The sequence below is a fragment of the Gemmobacter nectariphilus DSM 15620 genome, assembly GCF_000429765.1.
In the GTDB taxonomy this organism is placed as follows: domain Bacteria; phylum Pseudomonadota; class Alphaproteobacteria; order Rhodobacterales; family Rhodobacteraceae; genus Wagnerdoeblera; species Wagnerdoeblera nectariphila.
On sequence record NZ_AUCM01000003.1, the window covers coordinates 364,423 to 390,253 of the forward strand.

Annotated in this window: 25 protein-coding genes; 8 read left to right on the forward strand and 17 right to left on the reverse strand. The window is 67.0% G+C overall.

The window, feature by feature from the left end:
* Window positions 1-8 precede the first annotated feature (8 nt).
* The 4 genes from G481_RS0101750 to dusB all read right to left on the reverse strand — a co-directional run bounded on the left by G481_RS0101750 (window position 9) and on the right by dusB (window position 5,867).
* Window positions 9-2,267 (reverse strand): sensor histidine kinase NtrY-like, encoded by a 2,259-nt coding sequence (locus tag G481_RS0101750; RefSeq protein WP_028028473.1) that lies wholly within the window; start codon window positions 2,265-2,267, stop codon window positions 9-11.
* 134 nt (window positions 2,268-2,401) lie between these two features.
* A complete protein-coding gene (locus G481_RS0101755; protein ID WP_028028474.1) occupies window positions 2,402-3,781 on the reverse strand; it encodes a sigma-54-dependent Fis family transcriptional regulator in 1,380 nt (459 codons plus the stop codon).
* Window positions 3,781-4,860 carry a two-component system sensor histidine kinase NtrB gene (locus tag G481_RS0101760; RefSeq protein ID WP_028028475.1) on the reverse strand — a complete coding sequence of 360 codons (1,080 nt, stop codon included), beginning with the start codon at window positions 4,858-4,860 and terminating at the stop codon, window positions 3,781-3,783. The genes G481_RS0101755 and G481_RS0101760 overlap by 1 nt, the downstream gene beginning before the upstream one ends.
* A complete protein-coding gene (dusB, locus tag G481_RS0101765) occupies window positions 4,857-5,867 on the reverse strand; it encodes a tRNA dihydrouridine synthase DusB (protein ID WP_028028476.1) in 1,011 nt (336 codons plus the stop codon). Before dusB ends, G481_RS0101760 begins: the two co-directional genes overlap by 4 nt.
* Window positions 5,868-6,073: 206 nt before the next feature.
* On the opposite strand from dusB, the gene G481_RS0101770 reads away from it, so the two are divergent.
* Genes G481_RS0101770 through G481_RS0101785 form a run of 4 tightly spaced genes read left to right on the forward strand, consistent with a single transcriptional unit; the run spans window position 6,074 to window position 8,698 of the window.
* On the forward strand, window positions 6,074-7,210 hold the full coding sequence (locus tag G481_RS0101770; RefSeq protein ID WP_028028477.1) for a bifunctional 2-C-methyl-D-erythritol 4-phosphate cytidylyltransferase/2-C-methyl-D-erythritol 2,4-cyclodiphosphate synthase: 1,137 nt from the start codon (window positions 6,074-6,076) through the stop codon (window positions 7,208-7,210).
* The gene (locus G481_RS0101775; RefSeq protein WP_211235171.1) at window positions 7,207-7,704 is read left to right on the forward strand and encodes a phosphatidylglycerophosphatase A family protein; all 498 of its coding nucleotides are present in this window, start codon (window positions 7,207-7,209) and stop codon (window positions 7,702-7,704) included. Before G481_RS0101770 ends, G481_RS0101775 begins: the two co-directional genes overlap by 4 nt.
* Window positions 7,701-8,174 carry a CinA family protein gene (locus G481_RS0101780; protein WP_028028479.1) on the forward strand — a complete coding sequence of 158 codons (474 nt, stop codon included), beginning with the start codon at window positions 7,701-7,703 and terminating at the stop codon, window positions 8,172-8,174. The genes G481_RS0101775 and G481_RS0101780 overlap by 4 nt, the downstream gene beginning before the upstream one ends.
* Window positions 8,171-8,698 carry a GNAT family N-acetyltransferase gene (locus G481_RS0101785; RefSeq protein WP_028028480.1) on the forward strand — a complete coding sequence of 176 codons (528 nt, stop codon included), beginning with the start codon at window positions 8,171-8,173 and terminating at the stop codon, window positions 8,696-8,698. Before G481_RS0101780 ends, G481_RS0101785 begins: the two co-directional genes overlap by 4 nt.
* Here G481_RS0101785 and G481_RS22565 read toward each other — a convergent pair.
* Window positions 8,695-9,735: a Hint domain-containing protein gene (locus tag G481_RS22565; protein WP_084450578.1), complete on the reverse strand. Its 1,041-nt coding sequence runs from the start codon at window positions 9,733-9,735 to the stop codon at window positions 8,695-8,697. The genes G481_RS0101785 and G481_RS22565 overlap by 4 nt on opposite strands.
* Window positions 9,736-9,858: 123 nt before the next feature.
* Between G481_RS22565 and G481_RS0101795 the strand changes: the two genes are divergently transcribed.
* Window positions 9,859-10,638 (forward strand): SDR family oxidoreductase, encoded by a 780-nt coding sequence (locus G481_RS0101795; RefSeq protein ID WP_028028481.1) that lies wholly within the window; start codon window positions 9,859-9,861, stop codon window positions 10,636-10,638.
* 153 nt (window positions 10,639-10,791) lie between these two features.
* Here the strand turns inward: G481_RS0101795 and G481_RS22570 are convergent, their stop codons facing one another.
* From G481_RS22570 to G481_RS0101835, 8 genes are read right to left on the reverse strand one after another with little or no spacing between them, the layout of a single operon-like run.
* Entirely contained in the window at window positions 10,792-11,502 is a 711-nt protein-coding gene (locus G481_RS22570) for a TetR/AcrR family transcriptional regulator (RefSeq protein ID WP_051294235.1), read from the reverse strand.
* Between the two features lie 29 nt (window positions 11,503-11,531).
* The gene (locus G481_RS0101805; RefSeq protein ID WP_028028482.1) at window positions 11,532-12,317 is read right to left on the reverse strand and encodes a DUF169 domain-containing protein; all 786 of its coding nucleotides are present in this window, start codon (window positions 12,315-12,317) and stop codon (window positions 11,532-11,534) included.
* A gap of 9 nt (window positions 12,318-12,326) precedes the next feature.
* On the reverse strand, window positions 12,327-13,121 hold the full coding sequence (locus tag G481_RS0101810) for an ABC transporter ATP-binding protein (protein ID WP_028028483.1): 795 nt from the start codon (window positions 13,119-13,121) through the stop codon (window positions 12,327-12,329).
* Window positions 13,122-13,177: 56 nt separating this feature from the next.
* A complete protein-coding gene (locus G481_RS0101815) occupies window positions 13,178-14,446 on the reverse strand; it encodes an ABC transporter substrate-binding protein (protein ID WP_028028484.1) in 1,269 nt (422 codons plus the stop codon).
* Window positions 14,447-14,470: 24 nt separating this feature from the next.
* Window positions 14,471-15,544 carry a branched-chain amino acid ABC transporter permease gene (locus G481_RS0101820; protein ID WP_028028485.1) on the reverse strand — a complete coding sequence of 358 codons (1,074 nt, stop codon included), beginning with the start codon at window positions 15,542-15,544 and terminating at the stop codon, window positions 14,471-14,473.
* Between the two features lies 1 nt (window position 15,545).
* Window positions 15,546-16,433, reverse strand: coding sequence for a branched-chain amino acid ABC transporter permease (locus tag G481_RS0101825; protein ID WP_028028486.1), 888 nt, complete (start codon window positions 16,431-16,433; stop codon window positions 15,546-15,548).
* A gap of 3 nt (window positions 16,434-16,436) precedes the next feature.
* Complete coding sequence (locus G481_RS0101830) at window positions 16,437-18,374, reverse strand: AMP-binding protein (protein WP_051294236.1); 1,938 nt, start codon at window positions 18,372-18,374, stop codon at window positions 16,437-16,439.
* Complete coding sequence (locus G481_RS0101835) at window positions 18,371-19,183, reverse strand: ABC transporter ATP-binding protein (RefSeq protein WP_028028488.1); 813 nt, start codon at window positions 19,181-19,183, stop codon at window positions 18,371-18,373. The genes G481_RS0101830 and G481_RS0101835 overlap by 4 nt, the downstream gene beginning before the upstream one ends.
* Window positions 19,184-19,463: 280 nt before the next feature.
* On the opposite strand from G481_RS0101835, the gene G481_RS0101840 reads away from it, so the two are divergent.
* Window positions 19,464-20,639, forward strand: coding sequence for a phenylacetate--CoA ligase family protein (locus tag G481_RS0101840; protein ID WP_028028489.1), 1,176 nt, complete (start codon window positions 19,464-19,466; stop codon window positions 20,637-20,639).
* 65 nt (window positions 20,640-20,704) lie between these two features.
* Window positions 20,705-21,919 (forward strand): aminotransferase-like domain-containing protein, encoded by a 1,215-nt coding sequence (locus G481_RS22575; protein WP_035024781.1) that lies wholly within the window; start codon window positions 20,705-20,707, stop codon window positions 21,917-21,919.
* Window positions 21,920-21,994: 75 nt separating this feature from the next.
* On the opposite strand, the gene G481_RS25800 is transcribed toward G481_RS22575, so the two are convergent.
* Both G481_RS25800 and G481_RS0101855 read right to left on the reverse strand, forming a co-directional pair.
* On the reverse strand, window positions 21,995-22,138 hold the full coding sequence (locus G481_RS25800; protein WP_154664497.1) for a hypothetical protein: 144 nt from the start codon (window positions 22,136-22,138) through the stop codon (window positions 21,995-21,997).
* Between the two features lie 51 nt (window positions 22,139-22,189).
* Window positions 22,190-23,161 (reverse strand): phosphoribosylaminoimidazolesuccinocarboxamide synthase, encoded by a 972-nt coding sequence (locus G481_RS0101855; RefSeq protein WP_028028490.1) that lies wholly within the window; start codon window positions 23,159-23,161, stop codon window positions 22,190-22,192.
* A 125-nt stretch (window positions 23,162-23,286) separates the two neighbouring features.
* Here G481_RS0101855 and G481_RS0101860 point away from each other — a divergent pair, with 125 nt between their 5' ends.
* Complete coding sequence (locus tag G481_RS0101860; RefSeq protein WP_028028491.1) at window positions 23,287-24,504, forward strand: glycosyltransferase; 1,218 nt, start codon at window positions 23,287-23,289, stop codon at window positions 24,502-24,504.
* Between the two features lie 314 nt (window positions 24,505-24,818).
* Here G481_RS0101860 and G481_RS0101865 read toward each other — a convergent pair whose 3' ends face one another.
* Together G481_RS0101865 and G481_RS22580 are read right to left on the reverse strand one after the other, a co-directional pair.
* Window positions 24,819-25,226 (reverse strand): DUF1178 family protein, encoded by a 408-nt coding sequence (locus G481_RS0101865; RefSeq protein WP_028028492.1) that lies wholly within the window; start codon window positions 25,224-25,226, stop codon window positions 24,819-24,821.
* Window positions 25,223-25,735, reverse strand: a complete 513-nt coding sequence (locus G481_RS22580; protein ID WP_154664498.1) for an NUDIX hydrolase — start codon at window positions 25,733-25,735, stop codon at window positions 25,223-25,225. The genes G481_RS0101865 and G481_RS22580 overlap by 4 nt, the downstream gene beginning before the upstream one ends.
* Window positions 25,736-25,831 lie beyond the last annotated feature (96 nt).

Sequence of the window (25,831 nt, forward strand, 5' to 3'; positions counted from 1 at the left end):
GTTCCCCCTTACTGTCCCTTGCGCGCCCGGCGGGCGGGTGCGGGTGACGCCAGCGGCAGGTGGATCTCTGCCATCGCGCCGGGGCGGCCCGCGCCGCCAAATACCGGCCCATCCAGCAGTGCCAGCGTGCCGCCGTGTTCCTCGATGATCTTGCGAACGATGGGCAGGCCCAGCCCGGTGCCCTTGTCGCGCGTGGTGACATAGGGCTCGAACAGGCGGGCGCGGTCTTCGGGCAGGCCGATGCCATTGTCGGCGATGCGCAGCACGGCCGATGCGCCCTCGGTGCTCAGCGTCACGCGAATTTCCGGCACATGTCCATCGGGTGCGCCGCGTTCCTTCAGCGTTTCAATGGCTTCGCCGGCGTTCTTCAACAGGTTTGTCAATGCCTGGCCGATCATCGTGGCGTCCAGTGCCAGCACCATCGGACCTGTGGGCAGGTCGGTTGCAAAGGTCACATCGGGCTGACCGGCCTCTTGCAGCAGCACGGCGTCGCGCACCAGCTTGACGAAATCTTCGTCCCGGGTTTCGGGTTCGGGCATCCGGGCGAATTTGGAAAACTCGTCGACGATCCGGCGCAGGTCGCCTGTCTGGCGGACGATCACATCGACCAGGTTTTCCAGCGCCTCGTGGTCTTCCTCGGCCAGACGCGGGCCAAAGCGGCGGCGGATCCGTTCGGCCGACAGCTGGATCGGGGTCAGCGGGTTCTTGATTTCATGTGCGATGCGGCGGGCGACATCGCCCCAGGCGGCCATGCGCTGCGCGCTGACCAGTTCGGTCACATCGTCGAAGGCGACCACGAACCCCTCGCGCGCGCCATCTTCCGAGGCGCGGGCGGCAATGCGCACCAGCAGGCTTTCCATCCGGCCCTTGCGGGTCAGGCGGATTTCCTCTTGCGCGGCCTGACCGCTGTCGCGGGCGCGGTCCAGCAGATGCGAGAATTCGGGCACCACCAGCACCAGCGGCTGGCCCGCATCCGCCCCGTCCGAGGCCAGGTCCAGAAGGCGACGGGCCGAGCGGTTGAGAAACACCACCTGTCCGTCGGCATCAAGGCCGATCACCCCCGCAGTGACAGAGGACAGCACGGAATCGAACAGCCGGCGCTGCACCTCGGTCTCGCGGTGGCCGGCGACCAGCGCATCGCGCTGGCCCTTGAGCTGGCGCGTCATGCGGTTGAAGGCCTGCCCCAGCGTTGCAATTTCATCCCCGGTGTCGGCAGGTTTGACCCGCACGTCGAAATCGCCTTGCCCCACACGGGCCACGGCCCCTGCCAGATCGCCCACCGGCTGCGCCAGGCGTTCGGCGATCCACAGCCCCATCCAGACCGCAGCCAGGATCAGGATCAGTGCAAAGCCCAGATACAGCAGGCCGAACTGGAACAGCTGCGTGCCGCGATCCGCCTCAAGCTGGGTGTAAAGCCGCACGCTTTCCTGCGTCTCGTCCAGCAGCTGCAGGATGGATCCGTCAACCGTGCGGCTGACATAGAGCAGCCGGTCCGGATAGGCGCGCAGCGCGATCAGCGCGCGAAATTCGTTGTTCGCCCAGTCGCGGATCACCACCGTCTCGCCGGTCGCGGCGCGGGCCAGATCGGCCGCCTCGGGCTTTTCGAAATCGAACAGATAGGACCGCTCGCCCCGCGCGCGGATCTCTCCGGTGCCGTCGATCACGAAGGCCTCGCGCAGGCCGCGCTGAACCTGGGCCTGTTCGGCGGTCAGCATCTGGCGCATCTCGCCATCATCGCCCACGAGGCCCGCCTGATAGGCCAGGCTGATGCGCCCCGCCAGTGCCTCGGCATCGGTGGTCAGATCGCGGCGCTGCTCGAACTCATAGGCCTCGGCCGCCGCACGCGAGGCGCCGACCACATTGCGCACGCGGTCGGAAAACCAGCCCTCCATCCCGACGTTGATGGTCAGGACGGCAAAGATCGCGACCAGCACCGTGGGCACCAGCGCCACGGCCGCGAACAGACCCGACAGCCGCAGGTGCAGGCGCGAGCCCGAACTTTGGGCGCGCCGCGCCGCAAGCACGCGCATGACGGTGGCCAGCACCAGCGCCGCCACCACCAGCACATAGACCAGATCGGCCAGCAGCACGATTCGCAGCACGCTGGGCGAAGTTTCGGGGCGGAACGGTCCCAGGAACAGAAAGGTCGCCAGCGCAAGCAGCGGGCCAAGAACGACCAGTCCCAGCCGGGCGCCGGTCTGCACCGCACGGGACCGGCGCAGGCTGTAAAGCCGGTCCCAGAAGCCCAGAAGCGCGGTCCCCTGCACCGCAAACCCTTTCGTTACGGCCACAGTGCGGCCTGCAATCATCGACAGGTCTGGGGGCGGTGCCGCGCGCAAACCTCAACATCTCGTGGCGGTGGCCGGCCCTTGGCAGCCGGGCCACGCCCTGTGTTGCGGTTTTACATCAACTTCCGGCGCCGTGTCACGCGGATATCCAGATCGGTGATCTTCTTGCGCAAGGTATTGCGGTTGATGCCCAGCAGATCGGCACATTTGGCCTGATTTCCGCCGGTCGCATCCAGAGCGATCTCGATCAGCGGGGCCTCGACCTCGCGCAGGATGCGCTGGTAGACGCCGGGCGGGGGCAGGGCGCCACCATGCAGATCGAAATAGCGTTGCAAATGCCGCGCGACCGAGGCCGACAGCTTTTCGCCATCGCCGCCCCCGCGCAGGGGTTCGGCCGCCGGCTGGTTGCCCAGCACCATTTCCACATCCAGCCGACCGATTTCCTCGCCCGTGGCGGTGATCGCAAGGCGGCGGATGGCATTTTCCAGCTGCCGCACGTTGCCGGGCCAGGAATAGACGCGCATCAGCTCGCGCGCCTCGGTCGACAGGCGGCGGGGCGGCAGGCCATCGCGCCCGGTGCGCGACAGGAAATGTTCGGCCAGCAGCAAGATATCCTCGACCCGCTCGCGCAGGGCAGGCACCGGGATCGTCACGCCCCCCAGACGATAGTAAAGATCCTGGCGGAAGCGGCCATCCTCGATCCGGCGGCTCAGATCGACCTGGCTGGTCGCCATCAGCCGCGGGGCACCATCGCCCAGCCCGTCGATCAGCCGGACCAGCCGGGCCTGGGTTTCCTCGTCGTAGTCGGCCACCTCGTCAAAGACCAGCGTGCCGCCGCGCGCGCGCGATTTCAGCGCGGCGATCCCTTCGGGCGTCGACAGATCGGCGGCCTGGGCCACTACGAAGGGCTGCGTGCGGCGGTCGGAAAAATCGTGGATCGCGCGGGCGATCAGCGATTTTCCGGTGCCGGATTCGCCGGTGATCAGCACGGGCAGATCGGTGTTCATCACCCGCGCGACCAGCCGATACAGCGCCTGCATGGCCGCAGTGCGCCCGACCAGCGGCAGATCGTCGGCCATCTCGCGCGCGGGGGCAAGGGCGGCGGCGACCGGGCGCGAGGGGGCCTTTTTCTTGGCATCCAGCGCGCGGGCGGCGCGTTTCATCAGATCGGGCAGGTCAAACGGTTTCGGCAGATAGTCCCAGGCATCGGCCTCGGTCGCCTGGATTGCCGTCATGATGGTGTTTTGCGCCGAAATCACGATCACCGGCAGGCCAGGCCGCATCTGCGAGATCTTGGGCAGCGCCTCGATTCCGTTGCCATCGGGCATGATGACATCGGTGATCACCAGATCGCCCTTGCCTTCCTCGACCCAGCGCAAAAGCGTGATCAGCGAGGATGTCGCGTGAACCTTGCAGCCTGCCCGCGTCAGCGCCTGGGTCAGCACCGTGCGGATCGTGCGGTCGTCATCGGCGACCAGAACCGTGCCATCCATCAGCCTTTTCTCCGTTCCTTCGGAACCATTGGCAGCGAGATGCGGAACACGGTGCGCCCGGGCACCGAGTCAAGCGCGATCCAGCCGTCATGGTCGGATATGATCTTGGAGACCAGCGCAAGGCCAAGTCCCGTTCCGTTCGTGCGCCCCGAGACGAAGGGCTCGAACACCTCGCCGGCGATTTCCGGGGGGATGCCCGGACCATCGTCGATGATTTCCACATTCAGCGGCAGCGCAGGCCCGCTGCCGTCCGCCCGGCGCAGGCGCAGGCCATGGTCGTAAAAGCTGCGCAGCCGGATCGTGCCGCCGTCGGGCCCTGCCGCCTCGGAGGCATTCTTGACCAGGTTCAGGAACACCTGCTGCAACTGGTCGGGGTCGGCCCAGGCCGGCGGCAGCGAGGGGTCGTAATCCTCGACAAAGGTCATGTGGCTGCCAAAGCTGACCAGGGCGGAACGGCGCGCACGGTCCAGCAGATCATGCAGGTTGACCGGCTGCTTTTCCGGCGGGCGGGTGTTGCCGAACTGCTCGACCTGTTCGAGCAGCTTCACCACGCGGCGGGTTTCCTCGACGATCAGGTCGGTCAGCTCGCGGTCCTCGGCCGACAGGCCCATCGACAGCAGCTGTGCGGCGCCGGAAATGCCGGCCAGCGGGTTCTTGATTTCATGCGCCAGCATCTCGGCCATGCCGATGGCGGATTTCGCCGCCGCCTTGACCCCGGTGCCGCGCCCAAGCCGGTCGGCCAGCTCGCGCGGGGAGATCAGCAGCAGCAAGGTGTCGGGCTCGTCCTGCAGCGGGGCGACCTGGATCGTGCACTGGACCGGGGGCTTTTCGCCGCTGGTCACATCGACATCATTGATGAACAGCGCCGCCTGATTGGCCCGCACGCGGGTAAACCCCTCGTCCAGCGGGGCATCGACGGCCAGCACGTCCAGCACCGGCAAGCCGCGCAGCGACCGGGCCGAGGTGTTGAGAAACAGCTCCGCCGCCGGGTTGATCTCGTCGATCAGGTTGTCGGGCGTGACAAGCACCGCCGGGATCGGCAGCGAGGCCCAGATGATGCCGGGGGCTGGCAAGATCATGCCGCGCGCCTTTCATCGGACGGGCCCGGCGCATCGCCAAGGGCGGGGCGCAGGGCGGCGATGACGGCGGCCGGATCGGTCAGCGTCAGGATGCGGGCGCGGGCGGCCGGGTCGGCGCCCGCCTCGTCCAGATACCAGCCAAGGTGTTTGCGCGCGACGCGCAGCCCCAGATCGGCGCCGTAAAAGCCCAGCATGGCCTGATAATGCCCCTCGACCAGATCAGCCAGCGCGGCGCCTTTGGGCACCTGCGGGGCCGGTGCTGCGACCAGATCCGCGGCGATTTCTGCCAGCGCCCAAGGGCGGCCTTGGGCGCCGCGCCCGACCATGACACCGGCCGCGCCGCTTTGGGCCAGCGCCGCGCGCGCGCTGGCGGCATCGACAATGTCGCCATTGGCGATCACCGGGATGGACACCGCCTGTACCACCGGACGGATCGCTGCCCAGTTCGCCTGCCCCTTGTAGAACTGGCACCGCGTGCGGCCGTGAATGACCACCATGCGCACCCCGGCCGCTTCGGCCCTGGCCGCAATCTCGGGCGCGTTGTGGCTGTCATCGTCCCAGCCAAGGCGCATCTTCAGCGTCACCGGCACCGAAACCGCCCCGGTCACCGCCTCGATCAGCCGCAGCGCAAGGTCGGGCTCGCGCATCAGGGCCGACCCGCAGGCGCCGTTGCCGCTGGAGGATGTGACCTTCTTGGCCGGGCAGCCCATGTTGATGTCGATGATCCGCGCGCCCTGACCCTCGCACCAGCGGGCGGCCTCGGCCAGCCACCAGGGATCGCGGCCCGCCAGCTGGACCGAGGTTGCCGCCTCGCCAAAGCCAAGTTCGGCCTTGGCGCGGGCCAGCGGGCGGCCCTGGACCACCTCCTGGCTGGCGATCATCTCGGACACGACCAGTCCTGCCCCGAAACCCGCAACCACGCGGCGAAACGGAAGGTCAGTGATACCCGCAAGCGGTGCAAGAAACACCGGCGGGTCCAGACGAAGGTCTGCCAGAGCGATCGTCACATGCCTGTTCCTTGTGCGATTGGTTTCTAGGTAAGCAACAGGATGGCGCGCGTCCATCCGATGACTTGTCTTCGCGATAGCGTGACCGCATATGCCGATCAAGTGGGCGCTTGCGGCCGTGTATTGATGAAATATTGGGCAGATGCCGTGATGGACAGCAGGGGTGCTTTGCGCGTAGCACGGGGACGCAACAAGGAAATGGCACCATGACCTCGGCAGCGATCATCGTGGCGGCAGGGCGCGGCACCCGGATGGGCGAGGGCGTCGCGAAACAGTGGCGCAGCCTGGCGGGCAAGCCGGTGCTGCACCATGCGGTGGAGGCGCTGAAGGCAGCAGGCATCGGGCGAATCGTCGTCGTGCTTCGGCCCGAGGACATGGATCACCCGCAAATCCCCGCAGGCGTGCAGGCCGTGGCGCTGAACGGGGGCGACAGCCGGCAGGATTCGGTGCGCAGCGGGCTGGCCGCGCTGGCGGATGACCCGCCCGATCATGTGCTGATCCACGATGGCGCCCGCCCGTTTCCCGGCCCCGCGATGGTGGCCCGCCTGATCGCGGCGCTGGCCGATCACCCGGGCGCGGCCCCGGCGCTGGCCGTTACCGATGCGCTGTGGCGCGGGCAGGGCGGTCTGGTGGCCGGCGTTCAGGACCGCAGCGCGCTTTACCGGGCCCAGACACCGCAGGCCTTTCGCTATGGCGCGATTGCCGCCGCCCATGCCGCCCATCCTGGCGGCGCAGCGGATGATGTCGAGGTGGCCCGCGCCGCCGGGCTTGACGTTGCCATCGTCGAGGGCGACGAGGACAATCTGAAACTGACATTCCCGGCCGATTTCGACCGGGCCGAACGTATCTGGAAAGGGCGCGCCATGGATATCCGCATGGGCAACGGCTTTGACGTTCACGCCTTCACCGACGGCGATCATGTCTGGCTGTGCGGGGTGAAGCTGCCACATACCCGCGCGCTGCTGGGCCATTCCGATGCCGATGTGGCGATGCATGCGCTGACCGATGCGATCTATGGCGCGCTGGCCGAAGGCGATATCGGCGTGCATTTCCCGCCCTCGGATCCCCGGTGGAAAGGCGCCGAAAGCCATATCTTCCTGCGCCACGCGATGGACCGCTTGCGCGCGCGGGGCTACGCTCTGGCCAATTGCGACGTGACGATCATCTGCGAGCGGCCCAAGATCGGCCCGCATCAGGCCGCGATGCGCGCGGCGCTGGCAACCATCATGGGGGTAGAGATGGACCGCATCTCGGTCAAGGCGACCACATCCGAGAAGCTGGGCTTCACCGGACGCGAGGAGGGGATCGCGGCGCAGGCCACCGCCCTTCTGGTGCGCGCATGATGAAGGTGATCGCAACCTTCGGCTTTGTCGGCCACCTGCGGCCCGCGCCGGGAACCTGGGGGTCGGCGGCGGCCGTTGTGCTGGCGGTGGCGGCCTATGAGCTGGGGGCCTGGTGGCTGGTGCCTGCGGGTTTCGTGCTGGCAACGCTGGCCGGGTTCATCGCCGTGCCGAGGGTGATTGCGGGCAGCGCGAACAAGGACCCGTCCGAAATCGTCATCGACGAGGTGACGGGCCAGTGGCTGGCGATGTGCTTCACCGTCATCCCGCTGGCGCGGCACGGGGTGTCGATCCTGGATGCCTGGCCGGCATGGCTGGCGCCGTTCCTGCTGTTCCGGCTGTTCGACATCTGGAAGCCCTGGCTGGTCGGCCGGGCCGACCGGCGCGGCGATGCGGCAGGGGTGATGCTGGACGATCTGTGGGCCGGGCTGTTCGCCGGGATCGTCTCGATGATCCTGGCCGGGGTCTATCATGGCGTCGTGGAGCCGATGCTATGACCATCGACGTGGCCAGCCTGCTGGATCTGGCGCGCAAGGCCGGGGTGATGATCGCCACCGCCGAAAGCTGCACTGGCGGCATGGTGGCGGCGGCGCTGACCGATGTGCCGGGATCGTCCGATGTGGTGGATCGCGGCTTCGTCACCTATTCCAATGCGGCAAAACAGGATATGCTGGGCGTCGGCGCCCAGACGCTGGCCGCCCATGGTGCCGTGTCCGAAGAGGTCGCGGCCGAAATGGCCGCCGGCGCGCTGGCGCACTCGCGCGCCGGGCTGGCCGTGTCGATCACCGGGATCGCCGGTCCCGGCGGGTCCGAGTTCAAGCCCGAAGGGCGGGTCTGTTTCGGGCTTGCCAGCCCCTCGGGCGTCTGGACCGAAACGGTCGAGTTCGGCGCGCTTGGCCGTGGATTGGTGCGGGCTGCGGCCCGCGACCATGCGCTCAGGCTGTTGCAAAGGGGGCTGGCACCATGATCGCGCCACGGCTGGAGACAGATCGCCTGATCCTGCGCCCGCACCGGGTTGACGATTTTCCGGCCATGGCGGCGATGTGGGGGGACGAACGGGTCACCCGGTTCATTCTTGATACGCCGGCCACGCCGGAAACCACCTGGTCGCGCCTGCTGCGCTATGCCGGGCACTGGCAGATGCTGGGCTTTGGCTACTGGGCGCTGGAATGCCGGCAGACCGGCGCCTTTCTGGGCGAGGCCGGGCTTGCCGATTATCACCGCACCTTTCAGCCGCCCGAAGAGATCGGCCCCGAAGCCGGCTGGGTTCTGGCCGTCGAGGCCCAGGGTCAAGGCATCGCCGTCGAGGCCATGCAGGCGGCGCTGGCCTGGTCGGATGCCAATCTGGCCGCAAGCAAGGTCACGGCGATCTTCTCGCCCGATCATGTTGCCTCGCAGGCCGTGGCGCGCAAGCTGGGCTTCGTGTTCGGCCGCACGACCCGCTATAACGGCCATCCGACCCTGATGATGGAACGCCCCCGGGGCGGCTAGTGCGTGCGCCCGCGCGGGCGGCGGGCCGTGCGGGGGCGCAGGGCGCTGATCTGGGCCTCATCCGGCTCGATCCCGAAATGCTGGTTCTGGCTGAGCCCTGGCAACTGCGTGCGCACCGCCTCGGCCAGTTCGGGGGGCAGGGCCGCCACGGTCGCGTCATTCACCATCAGGCTTTCGACCGGGATCCCTTCGGCATAGATGATCTCGTGCCGGTCAAAGACCAGCGAGAAATATTCCGCGTAACCGCCTTCGCGGCGAAACACCGTCTCGTCATCGACCAGATGCTGGGCCTGGACCAGCAGTTCGGCGACTGTCAGCCCTGGCAACCGCTCGCGCTGGTAAAGGAACAGGCGGTGATGCGGGCCGACGATCAGATCGCCATCATTGCCCATCGTGCCGCTGGAAATCACCACCGGCGCAAAGGATCCGCGCGCGCGCAGAGTGGTGCGGCCGATCCAGCGCACGGGCTGGGGGCCATGATCGCGGGTCAGAACGCGCGTGCCGGGCGTCAGCTGCTCGATCGGCAGTTGTGCGCCCGAGGCCAGGGTGATCCGGGTTCCACGGTGAAAGGACAGGCAGATCACGTCGGACAGGCGCAACTCGTCCGGCGGATCCTCGGCCGTCAGCAGGGTATATTCCACCCGCGGGGCAATCGGCGTCAGCGGCAGGACATAAAGCGTGCTCTGGCTGGCGCGGCCCGCAGCGCGGTGGCGCAGCAGCAGCAGGTCCACCTTTTGCCCATCGGGCGCCATCAGCGTCAGCTGCGCCGACAGGGTGACCGGATCGCCTGGTGCACCGACATCGGATCCCGGCGCGATCACCTGCTGGCGGGCTGGCGGACCGCCTGCGCGCGGCCGGGCCAGCGCCAGCCGCAGCGGCTGGGCCAGCGCGTCGAGCTCATAGACATCGCCCGGGCACAGATCGGCTGCTTCGGCCAGCCCGTCACCCAGATTGGCGCCCGAGGTGACGAACAGATCGGCTGCGGCAAAGACGCGGGCCATATGGGCGGCGATGGGCTGGGCGGCAGGGTCAGTCATGCGGGTCTCTGGCAAGGGGCAAGGTGGTTGGCCTTGGCGTCAGGCATGTATAGGACTTGCGTCGGCCCTTTCCATGTCATGAACATGGCAGGATGGGGGCGATTGACAGCAAAGGGGCGGGATATGGATCTGGGAATCAAGGGAAAGACGGCACTGGTCTGCGCAAGCTCGAAAGGGCTGGGGCGGGGCTGCGCCGAGGCGCTGGCGGCCGCGGGCGTCGATCTGGTGCTGAACGCGCGCGGTGCTGATGCGCTCGAGGCGACGGCCGAGGCGATCCGCAAGGCCCATGGCGTCAAGGTGACGGCGATCGCTGCCGACATCACCGCCGAGGACGGCCGCGCCCGCGTGCTGGAGGCGGCCGGGCAAGTGGACATCCTGGTCACCAACGCCGGCGGCCCGCCCCCCGGCATGTGGTCGGACTGGAGCCGGGACGATTTCATCAAGGCGCTCGATACCAACATGCTGACGCCGATCGCGCTGATGCAGGCCATGCTGCCGGGCATGATGGCGCAGGGCTGGGGCCGGGTGGTCAACATCACCAGCCAGTCGGTCAAGGCGCCGATCGGCGTTCTGGGCCTGTCGAATTCGGCGCGGGCAGGGCTGACCGGCTTTGTTGCCGGAACTGCCCGGCAGGTGGCACCGAAAGGCGTGGTGATCAACAACCTGCTTCCGGGGCTTCACGCGACCGATCGGGCCGCCTCGCTTGATAGCGGCGCGGCCAAGGCGCAGGGCATCACCATGGATGAGGCCAAGGCGCAGCGCATCGCCAACATTCCCGCCGGCCGCTATGGCACGCCCGAGGAATTCGGCGCGGCCTGCGCCTTCCTGTGTTCGCAATATGCGGGCTTCATCATCGGGCAGAACATCCTGCTCGATGGCGGCGCGATGAACAGCACGCTCTGACGGGGGACAGGCGGGGCGGGGGGCCAGCCCCCCGTCCGGCTTTGCAGCCGGACTCCCCCGGGATATTTGGGGACAGATGAAAGGGGGCCGGGCGCGCCCTTGCCCTATCACCTTGCTGCAAATACCCATGCGACGCGTGCCGCTTGCGGGCGGTCAGGCAGGGGGGGCGTCCAGCCGGTCGGCCGCGCGCTCGAGCCGGTTGGCCAGCACATCCAGCCGGGCCAGCAGGGTATCGCGGTTGGCGGTGATCTGGGGCGTGAGGCCGGCATAGACCATATCGGTCAGGGCGCGGGCGGTGTCCTCGGGGTCGAAATCCCCTTCGCCGCGCAGGAACCACCAGGTGCGATGTTCGACCGCGCCGAACACCATGTCGCGCACCAGCGAGGGCGAGGCATCGGGGCGAAAGACGCCATTCGCCATCCCTTCGCGCACCACATCGGCGATGCGCCGGGTATAGTCGCGGTTCAGCGCAAACAGCCGGGTTTCGCGGTAATGCGGATCGGGGCGCAATTCCAGGAACACGAGGCGCGACAGACCCGGATCACGCTTGATCGACAGAAGGTGATGATAGATCAGGTAATGCAGCCGGTTCCATTCGCCCTTGACGGCCTCGAACCCGGCGGCATCCTTGGAAATCATCTCGACATACCATTCTTCGGCCACGCGCAGCAGCAGGTCGCGCTTGTTGGTGAAGAAGCGGTAGATCGTGCCTTCGACCACCCCGGCGCGTTCCGCGATGTCCGAGATGAGCGATTCCGAATAGCCCTTTTCGGTGAACACCTCGCGGGCGGCGGCCATGATGTCGGAGATGCGCCGTTCGGGGGGAAGACGGTTGACCGTCCGTTTCGTCTTGCGCTGCACCATGATACCCCCGACGGCCGACGCGGCCCCTTTTATCGCTCGCCGTAGCTGAATCCCAGCCCTGCGCGGGCATCTTGCTGAATGCCATATTGCGGAAAGGGATAGCGAAAGCCGTTTCTGGCCAGGGCCTCCATCCCTTCGACGGCCTTGGCCATGTCGGCCAGGGGGGCGGCCATCAGCATCTCATCATCCAGCACCCCGCCATAGCGGCGTTCGGCAAAGCAGGGGATCGACAGCGACGGCTCGCGCTTGACCAGCGCGCGGCCCCAGCTGTCGGCGCAGGCGCTTTCGCCGACGACCGACCAGTCGAACCGCTTGTAGCCCTGCCATTGCAGGCCGTTGATGAAATAGATCATCGCGCCGGGCGTGGCATAGAACAGCGCGATGTCGGGCGGATCCAGCCGCCCCGAGGCCAGCGGCGCGATGGCCAGCGCATCATACTGCCCGTCGGGGACGCAATGCATGGCGGCCTGATGGGCGGCGGCGCCGGGCTGGTCCTGAAACCAGACCCCGACCATATGTTCGCCCGATTGCCATTTGGCGCTTTGCGCCCGGCCAAGACCGACCACGGCGCGGCACTGATCGCCCACCAGATCCTCGGCCGTCACCCCGACCGTCCAGCCCAGCCGCGCGGCCTGCGCGACCACCTGATCCAGCGTATGGATCGCCTTGGGCCGGCGGATGCGGGGGATCGCCTCCATCTCGGCGCGGTCGGTGAACAGCTTCATGCCAAAGGGCAGGCTGCGCAGTTTCAGCAACCGCTCCAGCGCGGCGGCAATGGCGCGGGCATCGAGGCCCTCGGCTTTGGCAATGTCCATGACGTCTCCTCAGGCCAGCCAGCGCTTGCGGCGGCGGTAATGCTTGACGGCGTGATAATCCACATGTGTCGTGCCGCCGCCAAGATAGGCTTCCTTGATGTCGGGGTTTTCGCGCAGCACCTCGGCCGGGCCGGACATCACGATGCGGCCCTGTTCGATCAGATAGGCATGCTGCACCACATCCAGCGCCGCCACCGCATTCTGTTCGACCAGCAGGACGGCCACGCCTTCCTCGCGGTTGATGCGGGTGATGATGTCGAAGATCTCGTCCACCAGCAGCGGCGCAAGGCCAAGGCTGGGCTCGTCCATCATCAGCAGTTTGGGCCGGGTCATCAGCGCGCGGGCAATGGCCAGCATCTGCTGTTCCCCCCCAGACAGATAGCCCGCCTTGGCCTTGGCGCGGGTCTTGAGCCGGGGAAAGAGGTCGAACATGTGCTCGACCATCTGCCCCACCTTGCCACGATCCGCGTGCATGGTGGTGGCGGCGATCAGGTTTTCCTCGGGGGTCAGGTGTTCAAAGACCTTGCGCCCTTCGAGCACATGCACGATGCCGCGTCGCACCCGGGCGGGCGGGTCGAGCGCCAGGATATCCTCGCCCTGAAAGGTGATCGAGCCGCGCGTGACCAGCCCGCGTTCGGGGGCCAGAAGGCCGCTGATGGATTTCAGGATCGTGCTTTTTCCGGCGCCATTCGCGCCCAGCAGGGCGACAAGCCCTGCCTCGGGCACATCCAGCGAGGCGCCCTTTACCGCAAGCGAGACCTGGTCGTAGACCACTTCGACACTGTTGACCGAAAGCAGGGCCATGGTTCATCCCGTCGTCAGTTGGCCCCGCCCCCCGCAACAGGGGGCGGGGCTGGGTGTCACTTGCCGGTCTTCTTGAACTCTTCCGAGTATTTGCGGACCTCTTCCCAGACCACGTCCTGGTTGGCGCTGAACCAGTCGGTGGCAGGCACGAACCTGGCGCCGTCCCAGCGTGCGATGCGGGCGCGGCCGCCGCCCTGATGGTCCTCGGGCGTGATGGTCGTGGGCGGGATCATGCCTTCGGCGGTGAACTCCTTGATCGAGGTCAGGCCCGCGTTCAGCCATTCCCCCGTCACCGGGCCGTTCGGCGCGATTTCGACCGCACGGCGCACGCCTTCCAGCATCAGGGCGGCCAGCATCACGCCATAGTTGTAATAGCTGGTGCCCACCTTGTCCTCGGGGCCCGCGCCCTTGCCGGCGCCCACGACCTCCTTGAGGATGTCCTGGATGATCTTGGGATCGCGGCCCGAGGCGCAGGGTTCCACCTTGATGACCCCGACCGTCTGGTCGGCGCCCACGACCTGCATGTCGGATTCCGACAGCCAGACCGAGGACGAGACGCGGTTCATGTCCAGCCCGTTGCGCACGGCTTCGGTCAGCGCGACGGTCTGCCCGACCGCAGCCCCCCAGAACATCGTCCAGTCAGGCCGCGCGCGGCGGACCTGCGGCCAGATCGCCGACTGATCGTTGCCCGGCGGGGTATAGGGGAAGGCTTGCAGCTTGAAGCCCTCTTTTGCCGCCAGCTTTTCAAGGATCGGCAGCGGCTCCTTGCCAAAGGGCGTGTCGATATGGACGAAGCAGATCGTCTTGCCCTGAAGCGAGCCGCCATCTTGCTGCTTGAAGAAGTCGATCAGCAGGCCCGCCTGGGTCCAGTAGTTGGGCGACATCGGCAGCACATAGGGAAAGGCCGTACCGTCCGCCGCGTCCGAGCGGCCCGAGAAGGCGGTGATCAGGTTGATCTTGTCTTCCAGCGCGCGCGGGACCAGTGCACGGGCGACCGGGGTGGACAGCGGGTCGATCAGCACGGCGCCCTGGGCCTTGGCGCGCTCATAGGCCTCGATGGCGCGGGGCTGGTCGTTGGCGTGATCGCTGACGTCAGGTTCGATCATGTAGCCGCCGATCCCGCCACGGCCATTGATCAGGCTGATGTAGTCGCGCTGCCCCTGGCTGTATTCCGAGGTGACGAAGGTGTAGATCTTGGTGAAATCTTGCGGGAAGGCGAATTTGATCGTCTTGCTGCCTTGCGCAAGGGCCACGCGGGCGCCGAGCTGGCTGGCAAGCGCTGCGACGGCTGCGCCGGTCAGCATGGTGCGTCGTGTCAGGCTCATGTCAGTTCCTCCCATTGTCGTTCATCACTGCCGGGCGTGGCGGAAGGGCCAGACCAGGAAGTAATTCCGTATGTTGTTGTAGATTTTCGCCAGCCCCAGCGGCTCGATCAGCAAGAAGCCCATGATCAGCGCGCCATACAGCATCAGCGGCAGATGGGCGCGCAGGTCGATCGGGATGGCCAGTCCGAACTGATCGGCGCCCCAGCTGATCAGCTGGTTCAGCACGATCGGCGCGAACAGGATCAGCCCGACCCCCAGGAAGACGCCCAGAACGCTGCCCAGCCCGCCGACGATCACCATGGCGACCAGCTGGATCGACAGATCCAGATGGAACTGGTCGGGCGAGATGGTGCGATAGTAGCACACCGCCAGCACCGCCCCCGTCATGCCGCCAATGAACGACGATACCCAGAAGGCCAGCAGCTTGTAGCGGAACGGATCGACCCCGATGATCGAGGCGGCATAGTCCTTTTCCCGCACCGCGGCCAGCGCCCGCCCGAACGAGGTGCGGCGCACGTTCAGCATGAACAGCGTCAGCACGGTGCAGATCGCCAGCGCGACATAATAGGGGGCGTTGTCCCCCTCGACCGCAATGCCAAGAAAGCTGACACGGGGCACCGCCAGCGCCGCCTGGCTGCCACCCGAGATGGCCGGAAACTGCACGATGACGAAATCGACGATATACTGCATGGCCAGTGTCGCCATCGCCAGATACAGGCCCTTGACCCGCAGGGCAGCCGCCCCGAAGATCACGCCAACCGCCGCCGCCGCGACCCCGCCAAGGATCATCGCCAGCTCGAACGGCACCCCGGCGCGCATCGCATGGACCGAGGCATAGGCGCCGATCCCGATCACCGCGCCATAGCCCAGGTGAATCTGCCCCGCGCCCCCCATCAGCAGGTTCAGCCCCATGGCGGCCATCGACCAGATGATCAGCGGCAACAGGTAGCTGATGATATAGAGCCGGTCGATCAGGAAGGGCGCCGCGATCAGCAGGGCCAGGATGACCGCGACCGTCCAGCGATCCGCCGGCAGACGCCAGATCCGGCGTTCGTCCTGATAGCGGGTGAAGCTGATCCCGGCCTTGCGGAAGAACATGTCACACCCTTTCGATATGTTCGCGGCCAAAGAGGCCATGAGGACGGAACAGCAGCGTCATCAGGATGATGACCGAGGCCACGACATCGCGCGTGCCGCCGCCGACGATGGGGTCCAGAATGCCGGTCGCCATGCTTTCGGCGAGGCCCACGATGACCCCCGCGACCAGAACGCCCACGATGCTGTCCAGCCCGCCCAGAATGGCAATCGCCAGCGCCTTGATCAGCAGCAGCGACAGCGACCAGTCCACGCCCTGCGTCGCGCCCCACAGCACGCCCGAGGTGGTCGCCATGGTGGCCGACATGCCCCAGGCCACCGCAATCGCCTGTTCGACCTTGATGCCCACCGACCAGCTCGCGGTCTGGTTGTCGCTGACCGCCCGCATGATGATGCCAAAGCGCGAGTTGAAGAACAGGATCGACAGCAAGATCAGCCCCAGCGACACGCCGCCCCCGATCAGGATCGCCCGGTTCAGGAACAGATCGCCCAGAAAGACCGGTGCGTTCGGGATCCCAAGGTTCAGCCGCTTGACCGCCGCGCCAAAGAGGCCGGGCATCACGCCGCGCAGCAGAATCTCCAGCCCGATGGTCAGCATGATCACCATGATCACCGGCTGGCCGATCATGCGCCGCAGCGCCACACGCTCGATGGCGGCGCCAAAGGCGAACATGATCGCAATGGCCAGCGGGATTGCCGCCCACATCGGCAGGCCAAGGCTGCCGGCCAGGATGACGACCACATAGGCCCCCATCATCGCCAGCGCGCCCTGCGCCATGTTGGCAATGCCCGATGTCTTGTAGATCAGCACGATACCGGCGGCGAGCAGGGCATACATCAGCCCGACGAACACGCCGTTCACCGCCAGTTCCGCAAGCAGGATCATGTCCATCGCTCAGACCTCCCGGATGCTCAGGTTGCGGCTCAGCGTGCCCTGCCGGCCATCTTCATAGGTGATCTTCGCGTCAAAGGTGACGTCCCGCGATCCATCGTAAAGCGCGTCCACAAGCCGCGCATAGGTCTGCTCGATCACCTTGCGGCGCAGCTTGCGGGTGCGGGTGATTTCGCCATCATCGGCGTCAAAATCCTTGTGCAGGTTGACAAATCGGCGAATGCGCAGGCCCTCGGGTTGCAATTCGTTGACGCGGGCGATCTCGGCGGTGATCAGGGCGATCACCTCGGGCTTTTGCGACAGTTCGGCATAGCTGGAATAGGACAGCGCGCGCTGTTCGGCCCAGTGGCCCGTCGCCTCGTAGTCGATGCAGACGATGGCGGTCAGCTGGTCGCGCCCGGCGCCCAGCACGGCCACATTGCGGATATAGGGCGAGAATTTCAGCCGGTTCTCGATGAAGGTCGGGATGAACCGCTCGCCCTGCGCGGTCTGGACCAGTTCACTGACGCGGCCCAGCACCACCAGATCGCCATTGGCATCCAGCCGGCCCGCATCGCCGGTGCGCAGGAAACGGTCGGGGGTCAGCGCCTCGGCCGTCGCCTCGGGGTTGTCGGCATAGCCATGGAACACCGAGGCCGAGCGGATCAGGATCTCGCCATTGTCGTCGATCCGGACCTCGACCCCCGGCATGGCGCGGCCGACGGTGTCGATGCGCACATGGCCTTCGACCTGGGCGGCGGTCAGGGCGCAGGTTTCGGTCTGGCCATAGAACTGCTTGAGTCGGATCCCCAGCGCGCGAAAGAACAGAAATGTATCCTCGCCCATCGCCTCGCCGCCGGTAAAGGCGCGTTCGGCCCGCGACAGGCCCAGCCAGTCCTTGAGCGGGGCATAGATCAGCAGGTTGCCGACCCATTCGCGTGCCGATTCCAGCGCGGTCGGGCGATGACCCTTCAGGCGCTTGCGCTCCAGCTCGATGGCGCGGGGGATGAACCAGTCGAACAGGCGGCGTTTCAAGGGCGTCGAATCCGCCATGCCGACCTGAATGCGTGTAAGCATCGCATCCCAGGCCCTTGGTGCGGCAAGATAAAACGTCGGCGCCACCTCGCGCAGGTCATGCAGCGCGGTTTCGGCGCGTTCGGGAATGTTGATCACCGCTTGCAACAGCACCCCGGCCGCCAGCGAGAACACGAAGTCCCCGACCCAGGCCGTTGGCAGATAGGCAAAAAGCGTCTCGCCCTTGCGGAAATATCCCCCTGCCTCGGCATTGGCGATGCCGCCGGTGATGTTGGAATGGCGCAAGGGAATGCCCTTGGCCAGCCCCGTGGTGCCCGACGAATACAGCAGCACCGCAATGTCATCGGCCCCGGCGCGGCCGACCAGATCGGCCGCCAGCCCCGGTTCCGCCGCCAGCCGCGCGCGGCCCCTGGCGGCAATGTCGGTCAGCGCGACCAGCCCCGGATCGGTGTAATGTGCCATCCCGCGCGGATCGTCATAGACGATGGTTTTCGGCCGCCCGATCCGCCCGCGCAGCTCCAGCAGCTTGTCCACCTGTTCCTGATCCTCGGCCAGCGCAATATCGGGATCGCCAAAGCGGACGAAGTTCCTGAATTCTTCAACCGGCACATCGGGATAGACCGGCGAGGGATAGGCGCGCAGCGCATTCGCGGCCAGCATGGCGAAATAGATCGCCGCACGGTTGTCGCCCACCACGGTCAGCGCATGACCAGGCGCAAGGCCGATGCTTTCGAAACCGGCGGCCAGGGCCAGCACCTCGTCCAGCACCTGAACCCAGGTCCATTCGCGCCAGATGCCATATTCGCGTTCGCGAAACCCCGGTTTGCCGCCCGCCTGCGCCGCATTGGCGGCCAGCGCAGCCACCAGCGTGGCCGGCGCGCCACGCTCGTTCACGGGCCAGCCGGTGATCTTGCCCTGCACGCTCATGCCGTGCCCCCCGCATGGCGGGCAGCCGCACGCGCGCCCAGATAGGCGGTGATCACGGCCGGATCCGCGATGGTCGATTTCGGCTCGCCCTGCGCGATCACCTCGCCATAGGACAGCACCGTCACATGGTCGCACAGCGCCGTCACCACATCCATGTGATGCTCGATCAGCAAGATGGTCACGTCGCGTTCATCCCGCGCATCCAGGATGAAGCGGGCGATGTATTCCTTTTCTTCCTGGTTCATGCCGGCCATCGGCTCGTCCAGGATCAGGAACCGCGGCTCGGCCACCAGCGCGCGCGCCAGTTCCACGCGCTTTTGCAGCCCCATGGGGATCACGTCGACAGGTTCGTCCCGGATGTCCTGAAGCTGCATGAAGTCGATGATTTCCTCGACCACGCGGCGATGGGCCAGCTCTTCGCGCTGCGCCCAGACCCAGTAGAACAGCGTCGCCAGCGAGGAGGGGTGCATATGCGTGTGGCGCCCGACCAGGATGTTGTCCAGCACGCTCATGCCCTTGAACAGCGCAAGGTTCTGAAAGGTGCGCGCCACGCCCTTTTTCGCCACCTTGTGCGGGGCAAGGCCGGTGATGCGTTCGCCGAACAGGTCCACCTGACCGGCATTCGGCGGGTAAAACCCGGTCATCACATTGACCATCGTCGTCTTGCCCGATCCGTTCGGGCCGACAAGGCCGAAGATCTGGCCCTGATGCACCTCGACATCGACCCCTTTCAGCGCCTTGAGGCCACCGAACGAGCGTTCGATCCCGGTGCAGCGCAGCACCGGCGCGTCGGATCTGCGCTCAGCCATGAGCGATCATGGCGCGCGAGGCGCCGGATTTGGCGATTGTCGTGAGAACCACGTTCTCCTCCCTGAAATCGTGGTGTCGGGTGCGGCCCTGGGCCGTCTTGCGCTTATTTGAACCCGTTTCATTTATTTCTGTCAAGCGGCTTGTTTCCCAGCAATGCAAGCGCAGAAACCGGCGTTTTCACTTGCAGAATTGACGTCATTTCGCCAGTGTTCGCCGCGATATTGATGAACATGCTTCAGGAAGGCGCGTCTCAAGTGCCTTTCCGATCAGGAGGGGACCATGACGACAGGGGGCAATGCAACCGCGCGCAACGAGGCCGGGATGGCGGCGCTGGCCCAGACGATTCGGGCCGCGCGGGCAGGGGTGCCCTGGTGGGCCAAGCGGCTGCCCGATCCGGGGCCAGGGCCGATGACGCCCGAGGCGCTGGCCCGCTTGCCCCTGCTGCGCAAGGCCGATCTTCCGGCGCTGCAGGCGGGCGAGCCGCCCTTTGGCGGCCTCGCGGCCCGGCCGGCGTCGGGGTTTGCGCGGCTGTTCCTGTCGCCCGGGCCGATCTGCGAGCCGGGCGAGGGCGCCGATTCGGGCGCCGCCCGTGCCTTGCAGGCGGCGGGGTTCGGGGCAGGGGACATCTTGCTGAACACCTTCGGCTATCACCTGACCCCGGCGGGGCTGATGTTTGACGACGCGGCACGCGCGGCCGGGGCGGCGGTGATCCCCGCCGGCGGCGGCAATACCGATCAGATCGTCACGGCGATGCGCGCCTATCGCCCCACGGCCTATGCGGGCACGCCGGATTACCTGAACATCCTGCTCAAGGCGGCGGATGCTGCCGATGTGCCGGTGGCGCTAAGCCGCGCCTTCCTGACGGGTGCTGCGCTGCCGGCCAGCCTGCGGGCGGCCTTTGCGGCCCGCCGCATCGAGGTGTTCGAGCTTTATGGCACGGCCGAACTTGGCATCCTGGCCTATGAGACCCCGGCCCATGACGGCATGGTGGTGAATGATGGCTTCTGGCCCGAGATCGTCACCCCCGGCACCGGCGATCCCTTGCCAGAGGGCGAGGTGGGCGAGCTGATCGTCACCCCCTATCGCAGCGGCTATCCGCTGATCCGCTTTGCCACCGGCGACCTGACGGCGATCGTGCCCGCGCCCGACGGGACCGCGCGCCTGCGCGGCTGGCTGGGGCGCGCGGACGATGCGGTCAAGGTCAAGGGCATGTTCTTGCGCCCCGGCATGCTGGCCGAGGTGCTGGCCGCCGTCCCGATCCCCCGCGCCCGCTTCGTGATCGACCGCCTGGATGAACGCGACCGCCTGACCCTCGAGGTCGAGGGCACCGAGACCCCCGCGCAGTCCACGGCACTGCACGACGCCGTGCGCCGCGTCACCCGGCTGGGCTGCGATCTGCGCTGGTGCCCGCCCGGCTCCCTGCCGCAAGGGTCTGCGATGGTCGATCTGCGCTGATCCCCTCTGGTCCCCGGCGGGCTGCGCGCATAGCCTGCACGCGTCGCAACCCGCCGGAAACGCCCATGACCCGACCCGCCCTTGCCGACTGGCTGTCGCAGACCAACGATGTGACCCAGGTCTTTCTGGCCGCCGGTCAGATCCCCGATCTGATCAACATGGCAGGCGGTCTGCCCGACCCCGCGCTCTGGCCGGTGGATCAGATTGCCGGCCTGACCGACCGGATCATCCGCGACCATCCGGCGCAGGCGCTTGGCTATAGCCCCATCGAAGGCCTGCCCGAGCTGCGCGATGCGATCGCCGCGCGCTTCTCGCGGCCGGGGCTGGCGCTAAGGCGCGACAATGTGCTGATCACCACAGGCGGGATGCAGGCGCTCGATCTGCTGGGCAAGGTGCTGCTGAACCCCGGCGGGATCATCGCGGCGCAATCCCCGACCTATCTGGGCGCGCTCGATGCCTGGCGCCCGCGCGCGCCCAGCTACCGGCCGATGCACCTTGGCGCCAACGGGTTCGACCCGCTTGCGGCGCTGCAAGGCGCGCAATTCGCCTATACGGTGCCGAATTTCTCCAACCCCACCGGGCGGCTGGTTCCGGTGGGCGAACGTCAGGCGCTGCTGGATGCGGCGCGCGGCACCGGCACCTGGCTGGTCGAGGACGACCCCTACGGCACGCTTTGTTATGACGGCCCGCCGCTGCCGCGCATCCTTGATCTGGCAGCGACGGGGGGCGCCTATGATGGCCCGGTGATCTATCTTGGCACGCTGTCCAAGGAACTCGCGCCCGGCTTTCGCATCGGCTGGGTGATCGCAGCGCCCCGGATGATCGCCGCCCTGACCACGGCGAAACAAGGGTCCGACATGTGCACCAGCGGCCTTTGCCAGATGATCGCCCTGCGCGCCTTCCAGACCGGCCTGACCGAACAGATCCTGCCCCGGGTGCTGGACACCTACCGCCAGCGCCGCGATGCGCTCTGTGCCGCGATGGACCGCCACCTTGCCCCATTCCTTGACTGGCAAATCCCGCAAGGCGGCATGTTCGTCTGGGCCACCGCCCGTGATCCCCGGCTCGATACCGACCGGCTGCTGCGCGCAGCCCTCGATCATGGCGTCTGCATCACCCCCGGCAGCACCTTTGACCCGATGGGTCAGGATCGCCGCTCGGTCCGCATCAACTTTACCCTCAACCCCCAGGACCGCCTTGCCGAGGGAACCCGCCGCCTTGCCAAGGCCATCGCTTCCACGCTTGCAGATGGCCAGACCGCGTCCAGCATTTCGCCTTGATCCAAATATCCTCGGGGGGTGAAGTGGCCGACTGGCCACGAGGGGGGCAGACAGCCCCCCTTTGCGCCCTTACCGCTATCGCACCAACAGGGCGGCAAGCGGCAAGACCAGCCCCGCCAAAGCCATCGCCCAAGGCCCGGCAAGCATGATCGCGCCCACCGTGGCACCGCCCGCCAGGATCACCAGCGCCAGCAGTTTCAGATAAAGACCGACCGGCATCGTTCGCCCCCTTTCCCCTCAGATGGGAACGATGGGCGCTGGCGCCAAGCCTTAGCGGGTGAACCAGGGCGACAGGTTCGCCCGGATCCGCTCCAGCACGCTGTCGCCGCTTTCGTCGGGCACGAAGGTCTGGCCGGTGATCGCCTCGAACGCATCCATATAGACGGCCGAGGTCTGGGCGATCATGTCGCCGGGGATCTCGGGAATATCGTCCTTGTAGGGATCGCAGCGCGCCGCGACCCAGGCGCGGATCACATCCTTGTCAAAGCTCGGCGGCCGCGCTCCGACCTCGAACGCCGCGGCATAGCCATCGGCCTTCCAGTAGCGGCTGGAATCGGGGGTGTGGATTTCATCCGCGATGCGCAGCTTGCCCTCGGCATCCAGACCGAATTCGTATTTGGTGTCCACCAGGATCAGCCCGCGCTCGGCCGCCGCTGTCTGGCCGCGCTCGAACAGGGCCAGCGCCACCTCGGCCACCTGATCCCACAGCGCCTTGGGCAGCAGGCCCTGACCGACGATTTCGGCGGCGGTCAGCGGCTCGTCATGGCCGCCGTCAAAGGCCTTGGAGGTCGGCGTGATGATCGGCGCCGGCAGCGCCTGATTGTCGCGCAGGCCCTCGGGCAGGGTATGGCCATACATCTGCCGCACGCCCTGCTTGTACATCGTCAGCACCGAGGTGCCGGTGGTGCCTGCCAGATAGCCGCGCACCACCACCTCGACCGGCAGGATCTCCAGCTTGCGGCCGATCACGACATTGGGGTCGGGATAGGCCAGCACATGGTTGGGGCAGATATCGCCGGTGCGGTCGAACCAGTGGCGGGCGATCTGGGTCAGCACCTGACCCTTCCACGGAATGCAGGCAAGGATGCGGTCAAAGGCCGACAGCCGGTCCGAGGCGATCAGGATCCGCCGCTCGCCCACGCCGGTATCGGGCAGGTCGTAGCAATCGCGCACCTTGCCGCGGTAATAGTTCGGCAGTTCGGGGATGACGGCTTCGGTCAGGGTGCGGGGCGAAACGGTCATGGGGGCCTCCGGGGGGCTGCGGGCGTGGCGGGGCTATCGCGCCATGGGTGGCATCTGTCAAGGCGGCTTGCCCTTGGGGCGGCGCGCATGGCACCACGGGACCACGGAATTGGTCGGGGACTGCGATGAAACCTGTGATCCTGTTCGCCTCGGCGGTCTGTCCGGGGCAGTTCAGCCTGCTGTGCCAGCATCTGAACGATACCGGCCAGGCCGAGGCCTATTACATGACCATGCCGGGCAACAAGGCGCGCAACGAGGGGCGTTACAGCAACCTGCTGGCCTTTGACCCCGATGGCGACATCAACAAGCCGGGCTATTACTATGCGGCGCGGACCGAACGCTCGGCGCGGCTGTCGCGCGGGCTGCTCAAGGCCGTGCAGCAGTTCATCGCGGATCGCGGGCGGCCCGATCTGATCGTGTGCCATTCCAACTGGGCGCCGCCGCAATTCCTGTTCGACGAGGTGGACGTGCCCGTCGTCAGCTATATCGAATTTCCCAGCTATCACGCCCATGGCTGGGATCCGGCCTATCCGCCCGACCCTGGCCAGCGCCTGACCGACCGCAATGCCGAGATGGTCGCCTTTCACCAGGTGCTGCGATCGGCGCTGACCATCGTTCCCAGCGCCTATGCCCGCAGCCTGTTCCCGCCCGAATTGCAGCCGCGCATCGCCGTGCAGTTCGAAGGGTTCGACGTGCGCCCCGAGCCTGCTGCCGCCCCGGAGGGGCCGTTCACCGTTGGGTTCGCCGCCCGCGATCTGTCCAGCGCCAAGGGGCTCGAGGTCTTTGTGCGTCTGGTCGATCGGCTTGTTCAGGACGGCGAGGAGATGCGCTTTGTCGCCATCGGCGATCCGGCCGCGCCGACCTATGGCTATGAACAGCAGTTCGTGCACCGCCACTATGACGACCCGTCGAAGACCTTCCGCGATTATCTGCTGGACCGCTACCCCGCCGCCCGTGTCATCGAGTTTCCCGGCAAGCTGCCCTATGAGGACTATGCCGCGCTGGTGAACCGGATCGACCTGTTCCTCTATCCGCTGCGCTACGGGGTGGCGAACTGGGGCCTGATGGAGATCATGGCGCGCGGGCGCCCGGTGATCGCCTCGGCGCGCAATTTCATCCCGGAACTGGTGCGGCACGGCGAGAACGGCCTGTTGCTGCCCGACGATGACGGTCTGTGGCTGCGCGAGATCCGGCGGCTGCGCGATGATCCGGCCGAACGGGCGCGGCTAGGGGCTGCGGCGGCCGTCACGGGGGCCGAATATCACATCGCGAAGATTGCGCCGAAGTTCATGGCGCTGTTCCGCCGCGCCATGGCCGCAGGCAATCCGGCGCGTGGCGGGTAGCTGGCGCCCTGGCCCCCGTCGAGGGGGCCAAGGCGCCCCGGGGGCTGTCTGCCCCCCGCCGATGCCGGTTGCACCGGCATCGCCCCCCGAGGGTATTTGGGGAAGGTGAAGCAGGGCAGGTGGGTGGTATCGGTGCCGATTCTGGCGGATGCGTCCGGGGGCGCGAGCGTGTCGGGCGACATGGCGCCCTGGGTCTTTGGCGGCCCGACGCCGGAGGCCGGGGGGATTTCGCGCATGGGCGAGTTCTGGGAACCGCGGCTGTGCGGTCCTTGGGGACAGGCCCTTGCTGATGCGTCAGGTCGGGTGGGCGGGCGTCAGTTCGTCTTGCGCGCGGGCATGAAGGGCAGCGGCGCCACCGGCACGCCATCCTCGATGAGCTTGCGGGCCTCGTCGAGTTTCGCCTCACCGTGGATTGCGCGTTCCGGGATGCGGCCTTCGTGCATGGCGCGGGCCTCGGCGGCAAAGGAGAGGCCGACGTAATCGGAATTTTCCTCGACCTGGCGGCGCAGATCGGCCAGCGCCTCTTCGCGAGGATCGCGCGGCGCGCTCAGAGCCTTGTCCTTGGTGAGCGAAGGGGCCATCAGCGCCTTTTCCACGCGGGTCGATCCGCAATCGGGGCAAGCGACATGGCCAGCCGCCGCCAGCCGGTCATAGGCAGCGGCGCCGGCGAACCAGCTGTCGAAAGTGTGGCCCTTGTCGCATTTCAGATCGTAGCGGATCATCTGCTCGCCCCGTCAGTCTGCCCTGAGAGATGCCCCCGCACGGGCGCGGATTCAAGGGCTGCCGTGCGCGGATCGAACCGGGCCAGCAGGGCGGCAAGGCCGGGGTCGGCGACCTTGGCCGCCGCCTTGGCCGGGCTGAACCATTTGCGCCGGCGCTGGCCTGCCTCGGGGTAGCTGCCCGACAGCTTGTCGACGGCGACCGGATAGACCTCGACCATGCAGATGCGCAGCGTTTCCGGGGCGCGGCCCTTGGCATAGGCATAGGCGCCGATGCAGCCCGGCCCGGCGGTGCCGCGCACACCGGCCTCTTCCCAGGCCTCGGTCAGGGCGGCCTGATGGGGGCTGCGTCCCTTCATCGGCCAGCCGCGCGGGATCATCCAGCGGCCCGTATCGCGGGCGGTGATCAGCAGCACCTCGACCTTGTCCTTGCGTACACGCCAGCACAGGGCCGCATATTGCGTATAGGCCCGTTGCGCGCGGTCAAAGAGTGCGGGATCTGCCTGTTTCAACGACTGTTCCTTTTTCCGTGAACCATAACATGGTTGTCACCGTAGGCTACAGGTTGTGGACCGGGCAGGCGGGCAGTGTGGATGATGTGCAACGCT